15 protein-coding genes are annotated in these 16788 nt (G+C 74.3%); 7 read left to right on the forward strand and 8 right to left on the reverse strand.

Annotated features, from left to right (window positions below; genetic code table 11):
- Positions 1-109 precede the first annotated feature (109 nt).
- Both ACQP60_RS06275 and ACQP60_RS06280 read left to right on the forward strand, forming a co-directional pair.
- On the forward strand, positions 110-583 hold the full coding sequence (locus ACQP60_RS06275; protein ID WP_429729442.1) for a PPOX class F420-dependent oxidoreductase: 474 nt from the start codon (positions 110-112) through the stop codon (positions 581-583).
- A 52-nt stretch (positions 584-635) separates the two neighbouring features.
- The gene (locus ACQP60_RS06280) at positions 636-995 is read left to right on the forward strand and encodes a DoxX family protein (protein ID WP_429729444.1); all 360 of its coding nucleotides are present in this window, start codon (positions 636-638) and stop codon (positions 993-995) included.
- A gap of 25 nt (positions 996-1020) precedes the next feature.
- On the opposite strand, the gene ACQP60_RS06285 is transcribed toward ACQP60_RS06280, so the two are convergent.
- The 3 genes from ACQP60_RS06285 to ACQP60_RS06295 are packed head-to-tail and all read right to left on the reverse strand — an operon-like array spanning position 1021 to position 4978.
- On the reverse strand, positions 1021-3198 hold the full coding sequence (locus tag ACQP60_RS06285; RefSeq protein WP_429729446.1) for an intein-containing Rv2578c family radical SAM protein: 2178 nt from the start codon (positions 3196-3198) through the stop codon (positions 1021-1023).
- A 46-nt stretch (positions 3199-3244) separates the two neighbouring features.
- Complete coding sequence (locus tag ACQP60_RS06290; protein WP_429729448.1) at positions 3245-4315, reverse strand: hypothetical protein; 1071 nt, start codon at positions 4313-4315, stop codon at positions 3245-3247.
- Between the two features lie 48 nt (positions 4316-4363).
- The gene (locus ACQP60_RS06295; protein WP_429729450.1) at positions 4364-4978 is read right to left on the reverse strand and encodes a hypothetical protein; all 615 of its coding nucleotides are present in this window, start codon (positions 4976-4978) and stop codon (positions 4364-4366) included.
- Positions 4979-5189: 211 nt separating this feature from the next.
- On the opposite strand from ACQP60_RS06295, the gene ACQP60_RS06300 reads away from it, so the two are divergent.
- On the forward strand, positions 5190-5573 hold the full coding sequence (locus ACQP60_RS06300; RefSeq protein WP_429729452.1) for a VOC family protein: 384 nt from the start codon (positions 5190-5192) through the stop codon (positions 5571-5573).
- Between the two features lie 23 nt (positions 5574-5596).
- Here ACQP60_RS06300 and hisS read toward each other — a convergent pair whose 3' ends face one another.
- Entirely contained in the window at positions 5597-7012 is a 1416-nt protein-coding gene (gene hisS / locus ACQP60_RS06305; RefSeq protein ID WP_429729454.1) for a histidine--tRNA ligase, read from the reverse strand.
- A 63-nt stretch (positions 7013-7075) separates the two neighbouring features.
- Entirely contained in the window at positions 7076-7849 is a 774-nt protein-coding gene (locus ACQP60_RS06310) for an MBL fold metallo-hydrolase (RefSeq protein WP_429729456.1), read from the reverse strand.
- A gap of 185 nt (positions 7850-8034) precedes the next feature.
- Between ACQP60_RS06310 and ACQP60_RS06315 the strand changes: the two genes are divergently transcribed.
- The 4 genes from ACQP60_RS06315 (at position 8035) to ligD (ending at position 12530) form a co-directional block, all read left to right on the forward strand.
- Positions 8035-8820 (forward strand): peptidylprolyl isomerase, encoded by a 786-nt coding sequence (locus tag ACQP60_RS06315; protein WP_429729459.1) that lies wholly within the window; start codon positions 8035-8037, stop codon positions 8818-8820.
- On the forward strand, positions 8817-10658 hold the full coding sequence (locus tag ACQP60_RS06320) for a DUF349 domain-containing protein (RefSeq protein ID WP_429729462.1): 1842 nt from the start codon (positions 8817-8819) through the stop codon (positions 10656-10658). The genes ACQP60_RS06315 and ACQP60_RS06320 overlap by 4 nt, the downstream gene beginning before the upstream one ends.
- Positions 10659-10729: 71 nt before the next feature.
- Entirely contained in the window at positions 10730-11431 is a 702-nt protein-coding gene (locus ACQP60_RS06325) for a hypothetical protein (RefSeq protein WP_429729465.1), read from the forward strand.
- Positions 11432-11441: 10 nt separating this feature from the next.
- The gene (gene ligD, locus ACQP60_RS06330) at positions 11442-12530 is read left to right on the forward strand and encodes a non-homologous end-joining DNA ligase (protein WP_429729468.1); all 1089 of its coding nucleotides are present in this window, start codon (positions 11442-11444) and stop codon (positions 12528-12530) included.
- A gap of 17 nt (positions 12531-12547) precedes the next feature.
- Here ligD and ACQP60_RS06335 read toward each other — a convergent pair whose 3' ends face one another.
- The 3 genes from ACQP60_RS06335 to ACQP60_RS06345 are packed head-to-tail and all read right to left on the reverse strand — an operon-like array spanning position 12548 to position 16739.
- Positions 12548-13114: a dihydrofolate reductase family protein gene (locus ACQP60_RS06335; protein WP_429729471.1), complete on the reverse strand. Its 567-nt coding sequence runs from the start codon at positions 13112-13114 to the stop codon at positions 12548-12550.
- Between the two features lie 57 nt (positions 13115-13171).
- Complete coding sequence (locus ACQP60_RS06340) at positions 13172-14329, reverse strand: ATP-dependent DNA ligase (RefSeq protein ID WP_429729474.1); 1158 nt, start codon at positions 14327-14329, stop codon at positions 13172-13174.
- A gap of 52 nt (positions 14330-14381) precedes the next feature.
- Positions 14382-16739: a RelA/SpoT family protein gene (locus ACQP60_RS06345; protein WP_429729477.1), complete on the reverse strand. Its 2358-nt coding sequence runs from the start codon at positions 16737-16739 to the stop codon at positions 14382-14384.
- Between the last annotated feature and the right edge of the window lie 49 nt (positions 16740-16788).

Consider the following 16788-nt stretch of genomic DNA (forward strand, 5'->3'; position numbering starts at 1 on the left):
TCCTTTCGAACGGGGTGGGAGACCGCGTCGCCGGTGGCGACGTGCGGGCGCGCTGGCGCGCCCGTGCGAGTCTAGTCGGTGCCCGACCCCCTGCTGCGAGGAGATTCCCATGGCGCCACGGATCGCCACCACGACCACCGTCGACCGCGACGGGCTGCTGGAGGTGCTGCGCGAGCGCCGGCACGGCGTGCTCGTCACCACCCGACGGGACGGCACGCCGCAGCTGAGCCCGGTGACGTTCGGCGTGGACGCCGCGGGTCGGGTGGTCGTGTCGACGTACCCGGACCGCGCGAAGGCGGTGAACCTGCGGCGGAACCCGCGCGCGTCGTTCCTGGCCCTCGGCGACGACTTCGACGACGCGTGGGTGCAGGTGGACGGCACGGCCGAGGTGATCGACGTGCCGGACTCGGTGGAGCCGCTGGTCGAGTACTACCGGGCCGCCGCGGGCAAGGAGCACCCCGACTGGGACGAGTACCGGGATGCGATGCTGCGGCAGGGCAAGAGCGTCGTGCGGATCACGGTGGAGCGGTGGGGCCCGGTCGCGACCGGCGGGTTCCCGGCCCGGCTGGTCGACGGCGCCTGAGAGGCTGGTCACACCCGCCGCACGGCACGGGTGCGGGTCGTAGCGTCGTCCCATGGCGACGTTGCCCGACCCGGTGTGGCCCGTCCTCGTCCTCGCGCTGATCTCCGCGGGCGACGCGCTCCTGTGCGTGAAGCCGGTGGCGTTCATCGCGCAGTGCTTCCGGGACGTGGACTTCCCGGAGCGCTGGTGGTGGGTGATGCCGTGGATCAAGGCCGCGGCGGCGGCCGGGCTCGTCGCGGGGATCTGGATCCCGTACCTCGGTCTCGTGACGTCGGTGTGCCTGGTCGTGTACTTCGTGCTCGCGCTGACGTTCCACGTGCGGGCGCGGGACTTCGGCCGCAACTTCTTCGTCAACGCCACGGGCATGTTCCTGCTGTGCGTGTTCGTGCTGTGGTTCTCGTTCCTGCGCTGAGCCTGCGGCGTCCGTCCGGGGGGGCTCAGAAGAGCACCTGCTCGACCCCGGCCCCGGCCACCTCGAGCCCGCCGCCGTCGCGCGGCATGCCCGCGAGCGCCCCGGCCGGGTAGTCGCCCTCGTCGTGCGGCTGCAGCTCGTCCGGGAACCGTCCCGTCGCGCCCGAGCGCGCGCGGTGCCCCGACGAGCGGAAGCCGCGCTCGGCGAGGAGCGGCTCGACCCGGTCCCACAGCCACTGCCGGTAGGCCTCGAGCGCGTACGTGCCGCGGGCGTACACCCGCCCGTACCCCGCGACGGCGCGCGGGTGCTCGCGCTCCAGCCACTGCAGGTACCACTCGCGGGTGCCGGGCTTGAGGTGCAGCGGCACCACGGTGACGCCCGTGGCGCCGGCGTCCGCGACCGCGTCCAGGAGGCGGCGCAGGTGGTCGCGGGAGTCGGTCAGCCAGGGCAGCACGGGGGCCACCATGACGCCGCACGGCAGCCCCGCCGCCCGGACCGCGCGGATCAGGTCGAGCCGTGCCCGCGGGGTCGGTGTGCCCGGCTCGACCGACTGCTGCAGCTCCTCGTCGGCGGGCGAGTCGGCGAAGCCGAGCGAGACGCCGAGCCCGACCTCCACCCGCTGCGCGGCGTCGGCGATGAGGGGCAGGTCGCGACGCAGCAGCGTGCCCTTCGTGAGGATCGAGAACGGGGTGCCCGAGTCCGCGAGCGCCCCGATGATGCCCGGCATGAGGCGGTACCGCCCCTCGGCCCGCTGGTACGGGTCGGTGTTGGTGCCCATGGCCACCGGCTCCCGCTTCCAGGACGGCCTCGCCAGCTCGGCGCGCAGCACGTCGTCGATGTTCGTCTTCACCACGACCTGGGAGTCGAAGTCGCGTCCCGCGTCCAGGTCGAGGTACTCGTGCGTGGGGCGGGCGAAGCAGTTGTGTGAGACGACCCCGTTCGCGATGAAGTCACCGGTACCGGTGGTGATGTCGATCATCTCCTGCTCGAAACCCAGGTCCTCGATGCTCACCACGCGCAGGTCGGCGACTGTCTTGACGACCCCCCCGAGCAGGGAGAGCTTCCTGGTGATCGCCGGCCGAACGAGGCGGAAGAAAAGCTGCCTGGAGGGAAGCCCACCCACCACCCGCACGGTCCCGACGCCGCGAGAGTTGGGGCGCTCTCGGACGTTCGGCACACCCAGCCGATCCATGGATGCGCTCGTCCTGGAGAGGATCTCCTCGTCCTTGTTCGAGACGCGGAGGATGCCCCGCGAGCACGATCCTTCCGCGTCGAAAACACCCGCCAGGAACCCCCTCGCCCACTCTTCGGTCGGGTCGCCGGGCCAGGCAACCAACCGGTTGATCGTCTCGTAGTCCGCACGGCGACCGGTGTAGATGCAGTCGACCGCCCGACGGGTCGCTGACGCGACGCTGAACGGGCGGCGCTTGAGCGCGACGCCTTCCTGCGTGAGGTAGTCGGCCGAGCGCTCCAGAGCCTCCGCGTCGGCCAGCGCCAGACGGAAGTGGGTGACACGCATCGGCCGTCCGGAAGCCCTCGTGTACGTCTTGTCCAGGCGCATGCCGTCACCGCGGATCATGCCCGTGAGATAGCCGCGCCGGTACTCCTTCGAGACTCCGACAGGCGTCTGCTCGACGGCGGCGCTCCCGTTGCCGAACCCCATGAGCGTGTTGTTCAACGTCAGGAACGGACGCTGCGGGTCGCCGCGCTCCTGCCGCGCCACATGTTTCCAGCCGCGCCCGCTGACCAAGAACCGGTGGTCACCGCTGGCCACGATCTCCGTGCCGTCGGCCAGGGTCACGCGGTACGCCCGACGGGTGGTCCGCCACCAGGCCAGGACGGTCGTCGCCTCGTACCTCCGATACCTGCCGTCGACGACCGTGCCGACGATCTGCTCCCCCACCCGGATGTCGCGGATCGGCTTCTGCCTCCCGTCGGCCATGAGAACCAGGGTCTCCGGGCTCGTGCAGTAGCGGCACGCATGGCTGCATCCGCGGTACGGGTTGACCGTCCACGCGAACGGCATCTTCGATGCGGCGGGCACCTTGGACAGCGCGCTCTTGGCGAGCACCTCGTGGAACGTGACGTCGGCGAACTCCGGCGTCCGCACGGTGCGGACGAGGCCGAGTCGGCCCAGGGCGGACCGTTCGAGCCCCGGTAGCGCGCCGTCGTCCGCGCCGACCGTCTGACCTTCCCATCTCACCCCGATATTCGAACATGCGTTCGACGCGTTGTCCAGGCCGACGACGTCAGCGGCGCAGCCGCGCCAGGGCCCGGCGGCCGCGCTCCCGCCACGGCAGCGGACGCCCGGCCACCTCCGCCAGCAGCACCCCGACCGTGTCCAGGGCGGCCGCCGTCACGTCGCGCTGCCGGGGCTTGTCGGGGTCGGCCCAGTCGTCGTCGGGCGGGGCGGGCAGCAGGTCGTCCAGGTCGCCGTGCACGGTCACCTCCTGGCCCCGCAGCCAGGCGACCCAGGACGCGCTGAGCTCGGCCACCCACGGATGGTCGTCGGGCCCCAGGGCGATGGGGGTGGACCGTCGCGGGGCCAGCGCGTCCCCGGCGACGATGCCGTCGACGATCGGCGAGAGGGCGCCGCCCCGCCGCACGTCGTCCCCGAGCCGACGGTTGAGACCGCGCAGCACCTGCGCCTCGGGCGCCCCGACCGAGGCGTTCACCCGTTCGGCGTCGCGCGGCGCCCACGCCGGGTCGACCTCGATCGCGTCGAGGAACCGGAACCAGAGCGCGTCCCTGGGGCCGCCGGCGGGCGGCGCCGTCACGACGTGGACGCGCGGCGCGGGAAGGCCTTCCGCCCACACGGTCAGCACGTGGGTCGGGTCCATGGACCTCAGGAACGTGGACCGGCCCGCCCGGGCGCGGTCGAGGTAGGCGCGCAGCGTCGTCCGCGCACCGAACTTCAGCGTCTCCTGCCAGCCGCTCGCGAGCCCCCGCGCGGGGTCGCGCACGGTGAGCACCACGTGGACCTCGGCGCCGGTCGCGGCCAGATCGGCGAGCACCCGGGCGGCTTGCTCCGGCTCTGCCCTCGCCAGCAGCTCGTGGCTGACGACGACGTCGCCCCGCGCCCGCCGCGCGTGACGTACCAGGCGGTCCCACGCGCCGTGCAGGCGCCGGTGGTCGACGCCGTGGTGCGCGCCCGTGACGTCCAGCGCGGCCCAGTAGTGCAGCCGCGGCTCGCCCAGCCACCCGGTGGGGTACAGCACCCCGTGTCGCCGCAGCGCGTGGCGGTTCGCGTGCAGGCGTGACTGCAGGTAGGTCGTGCCGGACTTGGGCGCGCCCACGTGCAGGAAGACTCGTCTCGGCATGTCACCACCGTCGCACGTGTGCCTGAGCACGCACTGGACGGGCGCCGCTCAGAGCGCCAGCGACACCCCCGCGCGCGACGTGGCGAACAGCCCGCCGGCGCCCTGGAGCGCGAGCGCCGGGACCGGCGCGGCGTCGAGGTCCGCCGCGCGGTAGCGCTTGAGGTCGCCGCGGTAGACGACCGTCCCGGGCACCTGCAGCAGCGTCTGCGGCCGCACCTTCCACCGCGGGATCCCGAGGTCGCACACCCCCGCGTCGCGCAGCACGTGGTACACGAACTCGGAGCAGAAGAACCGCCGATCGTCCTCGGACCCGCGCCCGAGCAGGCCGGTCACCAGGCCGGGGGCGTTGTAGGCGTAGGTGTGGCTGTCGAGCAGGAACTCCGCGACGCGCGCCCCCACGACCTCCCGCTGCCGGGCGCTGACCGGGACCTCGATGACGACACCCGGCAGCCGGTCCATCCCGCGGTACAGGTCGTCGTCGAGCCGCTCGCGCTTGAAGCAGCCGACGAACGGGTTGGACGCGCGGCGGCGGCCGAAGCTGAACATGAGCTCGAGGTCGGCGTCGAGGGCCAGGGCCGCGTGCGTGTACTCGTCCCGCGTCGCCAGGCGGATCGTCCGCGACAGGACGGTGCTGCTGCGGGACAGGACCACGTAGATGCTCACGGCCGTCACCGTACCGTCCCGGGACCCCCGTCCGGCCAGGTCAGCAAGGAGATCAGGGTGAAACTCAGGGACACCTCAGGGTGTTGGGGGACAACCCCCGTGGGGCGTCCCCCCGATCAGTTCCGGCCGCCCCCGAGGTCCACCCTGCAGGCCCGGTCCCCCGGCTGCTTCCCGACCGTTCCCCGACCGTTCCCCGACCGAAGGAGTCCCCGTGATCAGCGTCCAACGAGGCTTCAGCAGCTTCTCCGTCGACGACCTCGACCCCGCCGAGGCGTTCTACCGCGACGTCGTGGGCGTGCCCGTGCGCCGCACCCCGATGGGGCTCGAGCTCGACGTCACCGGCGGCTCCGCCGTCTTCGTGTACCCGAAGGGCGAGGCCCACGAGCCCGCGAGCCACACCGTGCTCAACCTCGTGGTGCCCGACGTCGCCGCCGCGGCCGCGGACCTGCACGCCGCCGGCGTGGACCTGGTGCGCTACCCGGGGTTCGCGCAGGACGCCGACGGCGTGGTGCGCAGCGACGACCCGCGCCAGGGCCCGACCATCGGCTGGTTCCGGGACCCGGCGCGCAACGTCGTCGCGCTCATCGAGGCCTGAGGCCGGCGGTCACTCGGCGGCGGTCAGTCCGCGGCGACCGGGACGACGCGCGGGAACCGGTCCGCGGCGGGCGGCTCCCACGTGGCGGCATCGGCCTCCGCCTGCTCGCCCGAGCGGATGTCCTTGACCTCACCGGCCAGCGCCTCCGGCGTCGCGCCGTCCTCGCCCGGCTGCGCCGGGAACCACACGAACGGGATGCCGCGCCGGTCGGCGACCTTGATCTGCTTGCCGAACTTCGCCGCCGTGGGCGCGACGTCGGCGGGGATCCCCCGGGCGCGCAGGGCGGCGGCGACGGCGTCGGACCGGTCCCGGTGCGCCTCGTCCGTGACCGCGACCAGCACGGCCGTGGGCACGCCGCGCGTCGCGGCGACCAGCCCCGCGGACAGCAGCCGCGAGACGAGGCGCGAGACGCCGATCGACAGCCCGACGCCGGGGTAGGTGTTCTTGCCGTCCGAGGCCAGGGTGTCGTAGCGCCCGCCCGAGCAGATCGAGCCGAGCTGCTCGTGGCCCACCAGCACGGTCTCGTAGACCGACCCGGTGTAGTAGTCGAGGCCGCGCGCGATCTTCAGGTCGGCGACGACCACGCCGGGCGCGCGGCGCGCGGCCGCCTCGACCAGCGCCGCCAGCTCGCCCAGGCCGGTCTCGAGCAGCTCCGTGACCGCGTCGTAGGACGCCGCGAGCGCCCGGACCCGGTCCACCACGGCCGTGTCGGTGCCGGAGATCGCGGCGAGCTCGAGGCACGCCTTGGCCTGCTCGGGGGTGGCGCCCTGCTCCGCCTGCAGCAGCTCCGCGACGGCGTCGGGCCCGATCTTGTCGAGCTTGTCGACCTGCCGCAGCACGCCCTCCACGTCGTCGAGGCCCAGGCCGCGGTAGAAGCCCTCGGCGACCTTCCGGTTGTTCACGAGGATCCGGACCTCGGGCACGCCGACGTCGCGCAGGGCGCCGAGCGCCTCGGCCATGACCAGGGGGAGCTCGACCTCGTAGTGGTACGGGAGCTCGCCCGCGCCGACGACGTCGATGTCGGCCTGGACGAACTCGCGGAAGCGGCCGTCCTGGGGGCGCTCACCGCGCCACACCTTCTGGATCTGGTAGCGCTTGAACGGGAAGGCGAGCCGGCCGGCGTTCTCCAGCACGTAGCGCGCGAACGGGACGGTGAGGTCGAAGTGCAGGCCGAGCTGCTTGTCGGCCGCACCGGTGTCGCCGCGCGGTGGCGCGACGTCGCCCGCCTGCTCCTCCTGGAGCCTCCGCAGCACGTAGACCTCCTTGGAGGTCTCGCCCTTGCGCAGCAGCTGGTCGAGCGGCTCCACCGCGCGCGTCTCGATGCCGGCGAACCCGTGCAGCTCGAACGTGCGCCGCAGCGTGTCGAGGACGTGCTGCTCCACGACGCGACCGTCGGGGAGCCATTCGGGGAAGCCGGAGAGCGGGGTAGGGCGTGCCATGGGCCCATCTTCCCAGACGCCGGGTGCGCCGCTGGACCTCGTCCCACCGCGGGCAGGGCGGGATCAGCGCAGGTGCGGGCGCAGGTACGGGTTGGTCGCGAGCTCACGGCCGACGGTGGTGGTCGGGCCGTGCCCCGGCACGACGCCGAGGCCCGGGTCGAGCGCGCCCACGACGTCGCGCAGCGTGCGCGCCATGGTGGCGGCGTCGCCGCCCGGCAGGTCGGTGCGCCCGATCCCGCCCGCGAAGAGCACGTCGCCCGCGAGGACGACGCCGTCGCCGGTGTGCTCCTTCGCGACGTCTGGGGGCCCGTCTGGGGGCCCTTGCACGACGAGGAGCGTCGAGCCCTCGGTGTGCCCCGGGGCGTGCAGGGCGCGCAGCCGCACCGCGCCCGCGACGAGCTCGCCCGCGCCGTCCGCGCCGGCGTCGAGCGGCTCGACGACGGCCGGCGCGCGGTAGTGCTCGGCCCGCCGGCCCGTGCCCGCGAGCGCCTGCGCGAGGGCGCCGCTCACCCCCGGGTCGCCGCCGTCGCTCCCCGCGGCGAGGCCGAGGGTGCCGAACGGGTCCGCCAGACGGTAGACGTCCGCGGGATGGATGCGGAAGGGCACGTCGTAGCGCGCGCAGAGCGCCGCCGCGTCCCAGGTGTGGTCCACGTGCCCGTGCGTCGCGACGACGGCACGCGGCACCAGCTCCCGCTCCGCCACCAGCCGCTCGACCTCGGGGGCGACACCCGCCCCGGCGTCCACGATCACGCAGTCGGCGTCCCGGCCGTCGGGTCCGGCGACCACGACACAGCAGTTGGTGGCGAACACGGGAGCGACGACGAGGAGGATCTGCACGGCGCCACGCTAGCGGCCGGCGTCCCCGCCGTGGACCCGTCGTCAGGGCGCCGCGATCGCCACCGGCCGCCGCGTCGTGGTCGCTCCCGCCGTAGCGGATGTGACCTGCGTCCCGACCTCTAGACTGTCCCCCGCGCGCGGAACTTCCCGTGCGAGGACCGGGACGAGTCGAGGAGGTCCGCGGGTTGGCGGCCACCAAGCGCGAGCGGGAGTACGCCCGCAAGCGGCAGGAGAAGTGGGAGCAGCGGCAGGCGCAGGCGCGTGCCCGGAGGCAGCGGACGTTCGCGATCGTGGCGATCGTCGCGATCCTCGCACTGGTGGGCGGCGGGTTCGTCGTCGCGAACCTGGGCGGTGGCGCGAGCCCGGCGGCATCCTCGACGCCGCAGGCCGCCGGCGACTGCCCGGCCGCGGAGATCGGCGCCCGCTCGGGCGGGGACCTGCCCGACCCATCGGCCGCCGAGGACCGCACGTGGACCGCCACGGTCGACCTGTGCGCGGGCGGCACGGAGACGGACCTCGTCCTGGAGCTCGACGGCGCCGCCGCCCCGCAGGCCGTCGCCAGCTTCGTCTCCCTCGCGAACCAGGGCTACTACGACAACACCTCGTGCCACCGCCTCACCACCCAGGGCATCTACGTCCTGCAGTGCGGCGACCCCACGGGGACCGGGACCGGTGACCCCGGCTACTCGTACGGCCCCATCGAGAACGCCCCGAAGGACGACGTGTACCCCGCGGGGACCGTCGCGATGGCCCGCCAGGGCAACAACGGCGAGTCGATGGGCTCGCAGTTCTTCATCGTGTACCAGGATTCGACCATCCCGTCCGACACCGCGGGCGGGTACACGGTGCTCGGCACCGTCACGTCCGGCCTGGACGCCGTCCAGGCAGTCGCTGACGAGGGCGTCGACGGAGGGGCCGGCGACGGCTCCCCCACGACCCCCGTCATCATCGAAGGAGTGGAGACCCAGTGAGCGAGAGCACCCCCGGCTCGACCGGCCCCGAGGAGACCCCGGCCGGCACCGAGGAGACGGCCGAGACTCCATCGCAGACGACCCCGGACGAGGCGACCCCGCCGGGTCCCGCGGCCGACCCGCAGCCCGCCGATGGCGAGGCCACGTCGCCGGCGGAGACCACCACGGAGGCGCCGGCAGAGGCGACGGAGGAGTCCGCCGCCCCGGTCGAGCCCACCGAGAGCGCCCCGGCGCCCGAGACCGACGCCGTGCCGCCCGCGGACCCTGCCGAGCCGGCCACCCCGGAGCCCGAGGCCACCCCGACGGCCGAGCCGGCTCCCGGGCCCTCTGCCGAGCCCGCTCCCGAGCCGGCAGAGGACGCCGCCCCGGTCGAGGCCACCCCGGCTCCCGCCGCGGCCACCCCGGCGTCCCCGACCACCCCCGCCGCGCCGAAGCCGTCCGCGGTGCCGAAGCCGCCCCGCCCGGGCGCGCCCAAGCCGTCGGCGCTGCGCCGGCCGGCGGCGCCCACGCCGGCGAACGTCCCGGCGGCCGAGCCCACCACGCCCGTGGCCCCGGTGCCGCCGGCGCTGGACGCCGCCGCGGCGGCCGCCGCCGAGGCGTTCGGCCGCGTGGACGACGACGGCACGGTGTACGTGCGGGAGGCCGCCGGCGAGCGCCAGGTGGGCCAGTTCCCCGGCGTCGACGCGTCGGAGGCGATGAGCCTGTACGTGCGGCGCTACCTCGACCTCGACGCCAAGGTGGCGCTGTTCGAGACGCGCCTGGACAGCGCCGACCTGTCGGTGCGCGAGATCGACCAGACCCTCGCGAAGCTCGCGGAGGAGACGGGCGAGCCCGCCGCCGTCGGCGACCTGGACGCCCTGCGCGCCCGTGTCGAGGGTCTCAGGACGCGGGCGGCGGAGCGTCGTGCCGCCCTCGAGCAGGAGCGCGCGGCCGCCAAGGCCGAGGCCGTCGCCGCCCGCACGGCGATCGTCGAGGCGGCGGAGAAGATCGCCGCCACCGACCCCGCCAAGATGCAGTGGCGCCCCGCCGGCGAGGAGCTGCGCGCCCTCCTGGACCGGTGGAAGGAGGCGCAGCGGAACGGGCCGCGCATCGACCGCCCCTCCGAGGAGGCCCTCTGGAAGCGGTTCAGCCACGCGCGCACCGCGTTCGACCGGGAGCGGCGGCACTTCTTCGCCGACCTCGAGCAGCGCAACTCTGCCGCGAAGGCCGCGAAGGAGAAGCTGGTCGCCGAGGCCGAGGCCCTGCAGACCAGCACCGACTGGGGCGCGACGGCCGCCGCCTACCGCGACCTCATGGCGCAGTGGAAGGCCGCGGGGCGCGCCAGCCGCAAGGACGACGACGCGCTCTGGGCCCGGTTCCGGGCGGCGCAGGACGCGTTCTTCGGTGCGCGCGACGCCGAGAACGCGGCGATCGACGCCGAGTACGGGAAGAACCTCGAGGTGAAGGAGGCGCTGCTCGTCGAGGCGGAGGCGCTCCTGCCGGTCACGGACCTCGCGGCGGCGAAGGAGAAGCTGCGTGACCTCCAGGACCGCTGGGAGGAGGCCGGCAAGGTGCCGCGCGCCGACATCCAGCGCGTCGAGGGTCGCATGCGCGCCGTCGAGACGGCGATCCGGGGCGCCGAGCAGGCGCGCTGGGACCGCACCAACCCGGAGACCCGCGCGCGGGCCGAGGGGGCCGCGGCCCAGCTCGAGGCGGCCATCGAGGGTCTCGAGCGCGACCTCGCCGAGGCCCGCGAGTCGGGCGACGCACGGCGCGTCGAGGAGGCCGAGACGGCGCTCGCCGCGCGCCGGGCATGGCTCGAGCAGGTCGTCCGCGCCGCGGAGGACACCCGGGGCTGACCCGGCCCTCCCGCACGCGCGATCCACAGGCGGCACCCCGAGGGGGCTCGCGACCGGATAGTTTCCGCGTCGTGAGCCCCTTCGCCGTCCTGCCCGCGCCGCCCGCCCCGACCGTCGGCGCCCGCCACGACCCTCGCGCCTCACCGCGGCGCCTCGGCGACCTGCTCGCGACGCCCGGCCCGCGCCCCGGCCTCCTGGTCCGCCCCGCCGACGTCGGCGGTCGGGCGGCGTGGGGCGTCCTCGTGCGCGACGGCGCCCTCGAGGTGGTGCGCGGCGACGCGGCCGTCGTCGCCGGTGCCGTCGTGACCCCGGAGCTGCGGGCCGCGCTGCTGGTCGGGTCGTTGCCCGCCGGGGCCGTGGCCGCGGGGCGCACCGCGGCGTGGGTGCACGCCGGCCGTGCGGCAGGACCGCGCGCGGCCGACCACCTCGACGTCGCGTACCCGGCCGGCGGCCACCGGCCCGAGCTCTGGGGCGCGGGGCTCGTGTGGCAGGCGCCGCTGCTGCGCGGTGACACGGTCGACCTGGCGGGCGTGCGCGTCACCGCCCCGCTGCGGACGGTCGTCGACGTCGCGGTGCACGTCCCCGGGGACGACGACGCGGTCGCCCTCGCCCGCGCCCTCGCGGACGCCTGCGGCCTGGCCCTCCCGGACGCGGCCGCACTGCTGGAGCGCCGGGCCCGCGTCGTCGGGCGTCCGCGGGCCCGCCGCGTGCTGACCCGGGCGGCGGCCCTCCGTGGGACCGCCCTCCGTGCGGCCCCCGCCGCCCTGCCCTAGGTTGAGGCGCATGGCCTCCGCCGCTCCCGCCGTCGAGCTCGACGCCGACGGTCGCGCCGTACGCGTCTCCAGCCCCGACCGCGTCGTCTTCCCCGAGCTGCCCGACCGCCCCGGGCTCACGAAGCGCGAGATCGTCGAGTACTTCCTGTCGGTGGGCGACGGGATCCTCGGCGCCCTGCTGCACCGGCCCACGACGCTCGAGCGCTGGCCGAAGGGCTGGTGGCCCGACGCGGTGATGGCCACCCGCGCCGACAACCGCGGCGACGCGTTCTACCAGAAGCGCCTCCCGAAGGGCGCGCCCGACTGGGTCGAGACCGCGACGATCGCGTTCCCGAGCGGCCGCACGGCCGACGAGGTGGCGCCGACCGAGCTGGCCGTCGTCGCCTGGGCCGCGAACCTCGGCACCCTGACCTTCCACCCGTGGCCGGTGCGCCGCGACGACGTCGAGGCGGTCGACCAGCTGCGCATCGACCTCGACCCGCAGCCCGGTACGTCGTTCGACGACGCGGCGGCCGTCGCCCCGCACCTGCGCGACCTGCTCTCGGAGCTCGGGCTCACCGGCTACCCCAAGACCTCGGGCGGGCGCGGCCTGCACGTCTTCGTGCCTCTCGCGCCGCGCTGGTCGTTCCAGCAGGCCCGGCGGGCCACGATCGCCGTCGGTCGCGAGCTGGAGCGTCGCCTGCCGGACCAGGTCACGACGAAGTGGTGGAAGGAGGAGCGCGGCGTCAAGATCTTCGTCGACTACAACCAGATGGCGCGCGACCGCACGATCGCGTCCGCGTACTCCGTCCGGGCCAACAAGCGCGCCACCGTCTCCACCCCGCTGGAGTGGGACGAGGTCGGCGAGGTGCACCCGGACGACTTCGACGTGACGACCGTGCCCGCGCGGTTCGCCGAGCGCGGCGACCTGTTCGCCGCGCTGCGTGCCGACCGCGACCCGGCCCTGGACTGCTCCCTCGACGCCGCGCTCGAGCTCGCGCGGCGCGACGAGGAGGAGCACGGCCTGGGCGACCTGCCCTACCCGCCGGAGTACCCCAAGATGCCGGGCGAGCCCAAGCGCGTGCAGCCCAGCCGGGACACCGACCGCAAGCGCACCTGAGCACTCGCCCGAGTCCGTCAGGAACGGGTGTAGCGCAGGAAGACCGACCCGTCGCCGAGCGGGACGCACTCGGCGCGGGCGAGATCGGCCCGCAGCCCGTCGGGGAGCAGGCGCAGCCCGCCGCCGGCGACGTGCGGCACCACGCGGATGGTCAGCTCGTCGACCACCCCGGCCAGGAGCGCCACCCCGGCGGTCGTCGGCCCGGAGACCTCCACGACGCCGTCAGTCCCGGCGGCGATCTCCGTCAGCCGCTCGGGGGTCAGCCGCGGCTCGAGCGTGGTGCGCGGCGCGTCGAGCGGTTCCCCGCCCGCGACCAGGGAGTCCGAGCAGACGATTTTGTCGATCCCCGTCCAGATCTCGGCGAACTCGTCCGTGGCGTCGCTCTGCCCGCGCTCCCACGTGTCCCACACGCGCATCGTCTCGAACATGCGGCGCCCCACGACGAAGGTCCGCACGTCGCGCACCTGATCGTTGATGAACGCGTGGACGGCGTCGTCCGGCGCGCCCCAGTCGAAGTCGCCCGACGCGTCCGCCACGTAGCCGTCGAGCGAGCAGCTCATCAGTCCGTACCGGAGAGTTCCCATGCGTCCCAGACCTCCCTCGGGCCCTCGACTCATCGGCGGCCGTCCGGGCGTCCGGGCTCAGGCGGTGCCGGGCGCCCCGGGCAGAAGGCCGGCCAGGTCGTAGCCGACCGGCTCCTCGAGCTGGGCGTACGTGCACGACGTCGGCTCGCGGTCCGGGCGCCAGCGCTTGAACTGCGCGGTGTGGCGGAAGCGCGACCCCTCCATGTGGTCGTACCCGACCTCCAGCACCCGCTCGACCCGCAGCGGCGTGAACGACAGGTCCTTGCCGGCGCTCCAGCGCGACTGCGCCCCCGGGCGCCGCTCCCCCGCGCTGCCGTCGGCGACCGCCGGATCCTGCCAGTCGGCCCACGGGTGCGCCGCGGCGTCCGCGCTGCCCGGCTCCACGACGAGCGGTGCCAGCTCGGCGTGCAGGGCCGCACGCCTGGCCGCGGGGAACGACGCCGAGACCCCGACGAACTGGAGGCTGGTCGGATCGTCACCGTCCGCGTACAGCCCCAGCAGCAACGAGCCGATGAGCGGCGCCTGCGGCGTCGAGGTCTTGTGCAGCCGGTAGCCGGCGAGGACGACGTCGGCGGTGCGGGCGTGCTTGATCTTCAGCAGCGCGCGCTTGTTCGGCTGGTACGGGTCGTCGAGCCGCTTGGCGACGACCCCGTCGAGCCCCGCACCCTCGAAGGCCTCGAACCAGTCGCGCGCGACGGCGGCGTCCTGCGTGCGGGGCGTGGCGTGCACCTGCGGGCCGCCGAGGCCGAGCCCGTCGAGCACGGCGAGCCGCTCGCGCAGCGGTCGCCCCGACAGGTCGTCGTCGCCGAGCGCGAGGACGTCGAAGACGACGAGGCTCGCCGGCGTCTCGGACGCGAGCAGCCGCACCCGGGACTCGGCGGGGTGGATCCGCTGCCCCAGCGCGTCGAAGTCGAGGTGCGCGGCCGTCCCGGCCGCGCCGTCGCCGGGGCGGGCGACGACGATCTCGCCGTCGACGACGCAGCGCTCCGGCAGCGCGTCGAGCGCCGCGCCCACCACGTCGGGGAAGTAGCGCTGCATCGGCCGGCCGTTGCGGGAGTCGATCCGCACGTCGTCGCCGTCGCGGAACACCAGGGCGCGGAACCCGTCCCACTTCGGCTCGTACACCCAGACGGCGTCGCCCTCCGGCTGGGCCGGCACCTCCGGCACCGACTTCGCGAGCATGGGCAGCACCGGCGGTTCGAGCGGCAGCGTCATGCTGGCGAACCTACTCCGCGAGCCCGCGGCCTACCCGCCGCCGTCGCGCCGGTCAGACGCCGGCCGACTCCTGGTGCACGTCGGCCGCCTTCGTCCCGGTGATGCGGTAGACGTCGAAGACGCCGTCCACCTTGCGCACCGCGGTGAGCACCTGCTGCAGGTGCCCGGGCTCAGCCATCTCGAAGACGAACTTCGACAGCGCGATGCGGTCGGACGACGTCGAGACCGTCGCCGACAGGATGTTGACGTGGTAGTCCGACAGCACCTTCGTGACGTCGGACAGCAGCCGCGACCGGTCGAGCGCCTCGACCTGGATCTGCACCAGGAACATCGTGTTCGCGCCCGTGGTCCAGGACACGTCCACCATGCGCTCGGGCTGGGCCTTGGCCAGCTGCTCGGCGTTGGCGCAGTCCGCGCGGTGCACGCTCACGCCCGCACCCCGGGTCACGAAGCCCACGATCGCGTCGCCGGGCACCGGCGTGCAGCACTTCGCGAGCTTCACCCAGATGTCGTCCACGCCCTTGACGACCACGCCCGGGTCGCCGGACCTGCCGCGCCGCGACGGCCGGCCGGGGGCCGCCACCTCGGCGGCGTCCTCCTCGGTGCCCTCCTCGCCGCCGAGGGACTTGACCAGCATGTCGACGACGTGCGGCGCGGACACGTGCCCCTCGCCCACCGCCGCATAGAGGGCGGACACGTCCGCGTACCGCATGTCGCTGGCCAGGCCCACCAGCGCCTCGTGGCTGAGCAGGCGCTGGATCGGCAGGTTCTGCTTGCGCATCGCCTTGGTGATGGCGTCCTTGCCCTGCTCGATCGCCTCCTCGCGCCGCTCCTTGGTGAACCACTGGCGGATCTTGTTGCGGGCGCGCGCCGACTTCACGAAGGCGAGCCAGTCGCGCGACGGGCCGGCGGACTCCGCCTTCGAGGTGAGGATGTCGACCGTGTCGCCGTTCTGCAGCGTCGAGTCGAGCGGCACGAGGCGCCCGTTGACGCGGGCACCCATGGTGCGGTGACCGACCTCGGTGTGCACCGAGTATGCGAAGTCGACCGGCGTGGCCCCGGCGGGCAGCGCCATCACCTCGCCCTTCGGCGTGAAGACGTACACCTCCGCGCCACCGATCTCGTAGCGCAGGGAGTCGAGGAACTCGCTCGGGTCGGCGGTCTCGCGCTGCCAGTCCACGAGCTGGCGCAGCCACGCCATGTCGTTGGCGCGCGGGTCGTCCGTGGCCGCCTTGCCCGCCATCTGCTTGTACTTCCAGTGCGCGGCGACGCCGTACTCCGCACGGCGGTGCATGTCGTGCGTGCGGATCTGGATCTCGACGGGCTTGCCGCCCGGCCCCACGACCGTCGTGTGCAGCGACTGGTACATGTTGAACTTCGGCATCGCGATGTAGTCCTTGAACCGGCCCGGGACCGGGTTCCAGCGCGCGTGGAGCGCGCCGAGCACCGCGTAGCAGTCCCGCACCGTGTCCACGAGGACGCGCGTGCCGACGAGGTCGTAGATCTCCGCGAAGTCGTGCCCGCGCACGATCATCTTCTGGTAGATCGAGTAGTAGTGCTTGGGCCGCCCCGTGACGGTCGCCTTGATCTTCGCGCTGCGCAGGTCGGCGGAGATCTGCTCGCGCACCACCGACAGGTACTCCTCGCGCGCGGGGGCACGCTCCGCCACCAGGTGCACGATCTCGTCGTACACCTTGGGGTACAGGGTCTGGAAGGACAGGTCCTCCAGCTCCCACTTGATCGTGTTCATGCCCAGGCGGTGGGCGAGCGGCGCGTAGATCTCGAGCGTCTCGCGGGCCTTGCGCTGCGCCGACGTGCCCGAGACGTACTTCCACGTACGGGCGTTGTGCAGGCGGTCCGCGAGCTTGATGACCAGCACGCGGATGTCCTTGGCCATCGCGACGACCATCTTGCGCACGGTCTCCGCCTGCGCGGCGTCGCCGTACGTGACCTTGTCCAGCTTGGTGACGCCGTCGACGAGCATGGCGATCTCCTCGCCGTACTCGCGGGTCAGTTCGTCGAGCCCGTAGTCCGTGTCCTCCACCGTGTCGTGCAGCAGCGCGGCCGCCAGGGTCGCGCCGTCGAAGCCGAGCTCGGCGAGGATGGTCGCCACGGCGACCGGGTGCGTGATGTACGGGTCGCCGGACTTGCGCTCCTGGCCGCGGTGACACCGCTCGGCCGTCGCGTAGGCACGCTCGAGCACCGACAGGTCCGACTTCGGGTGGTTGGTGCGCACTGCCTGCAGCACCGGCTCCAGCGCGGGCGTCGTGGGCGGGGCGCCGCGCACCCCGAGGCGCACGAGCCGGTTGCGCACGCTGCGGCCGGACCCCGCACCGCGGCCCGGCGTCGGGCCCTGCCCGGCCGACCCCTGGGGCGCGGCGGCGCGCGCGACCTTCGTCTCGTCGCTCATCTGCGCCTCCTTCCGCAACCACCGAGGGGTCGCCGACGGCCGGGACGGC

It is taken from the genome of Isoptericola variabilis (assembly GCF_050311655.1).
Taxonomy (GTDB): domain Bacteria; phylum Actinomycetota; class Actinomycetes; order Actinomycetales; family Cellulomonadaceae; genus Isoptericola; species Isoptericola variabilis.

What these genes read in the sequence shown, in the direction of transcription:
- ACQP60_RS06275 (WP_429729442.1), top strand. Translation starts at nt 110, where the DNA reads ATGGCGCCACGGATCGCCACCACGACCACCGTCGACCGCGACGGGCTG.
- ACQP60_RS06280 (WP_429729444.1), top strand. Translation starts at nt 636, where the DNA reads ATGGCGACGTTGCCCGACCCGGTGTGGCCCGTCCTCGTCCTCGCGCTG.
- ACQP60_RS06290 (WP_429729448.1), bottom strand. Translation starts at nt 4,315, where the DNA reads ATGCCGAGACGAGTCTTCCTGCACGTGGGCGCGCCCAAGTCCGGCACG.
- ACQP60_RS06340 (WP_429729474.1), bottom strand. Translation starts at nt 14,329, where the DNA reads ATGACGCTGCCGCTCGAACCGCCGGTGCTGCCCATGCTCGCGAAGTCG.
- ligD (WP_429729468.1), top strand. Translation starts at nt 11,442, where the DNA reads ATGGCCTCCGCCGCTCCCGCCGTCGAGCTCGACGCCGACGGTCGCGCC.
- ACQP60_RS06345 (WP_429729477.1), bottom strand. Translation starts at nt 16,739, where the DNA reads ATGAGCGACGAGACGAAGGTCGCGCGCGCCGCCGCGCCCCAGGGGTCG.
- hisS (WP_429729454.1), bottom strand. Translation starts at nt 7,012, where the DNA reads ATGGCACGCCCTACCCCGCTCTCCGGCTTCCCCGAATGGCTCCCCGAC.
- ACQP60_RS06335 (WP_429729471.1), bottom strand. Translation starts at nt 13,114, where the DNA reads ATGGGAACTCTCCGGTACGGACTGATGAGCTGCTCGCTCGACGGCTAC.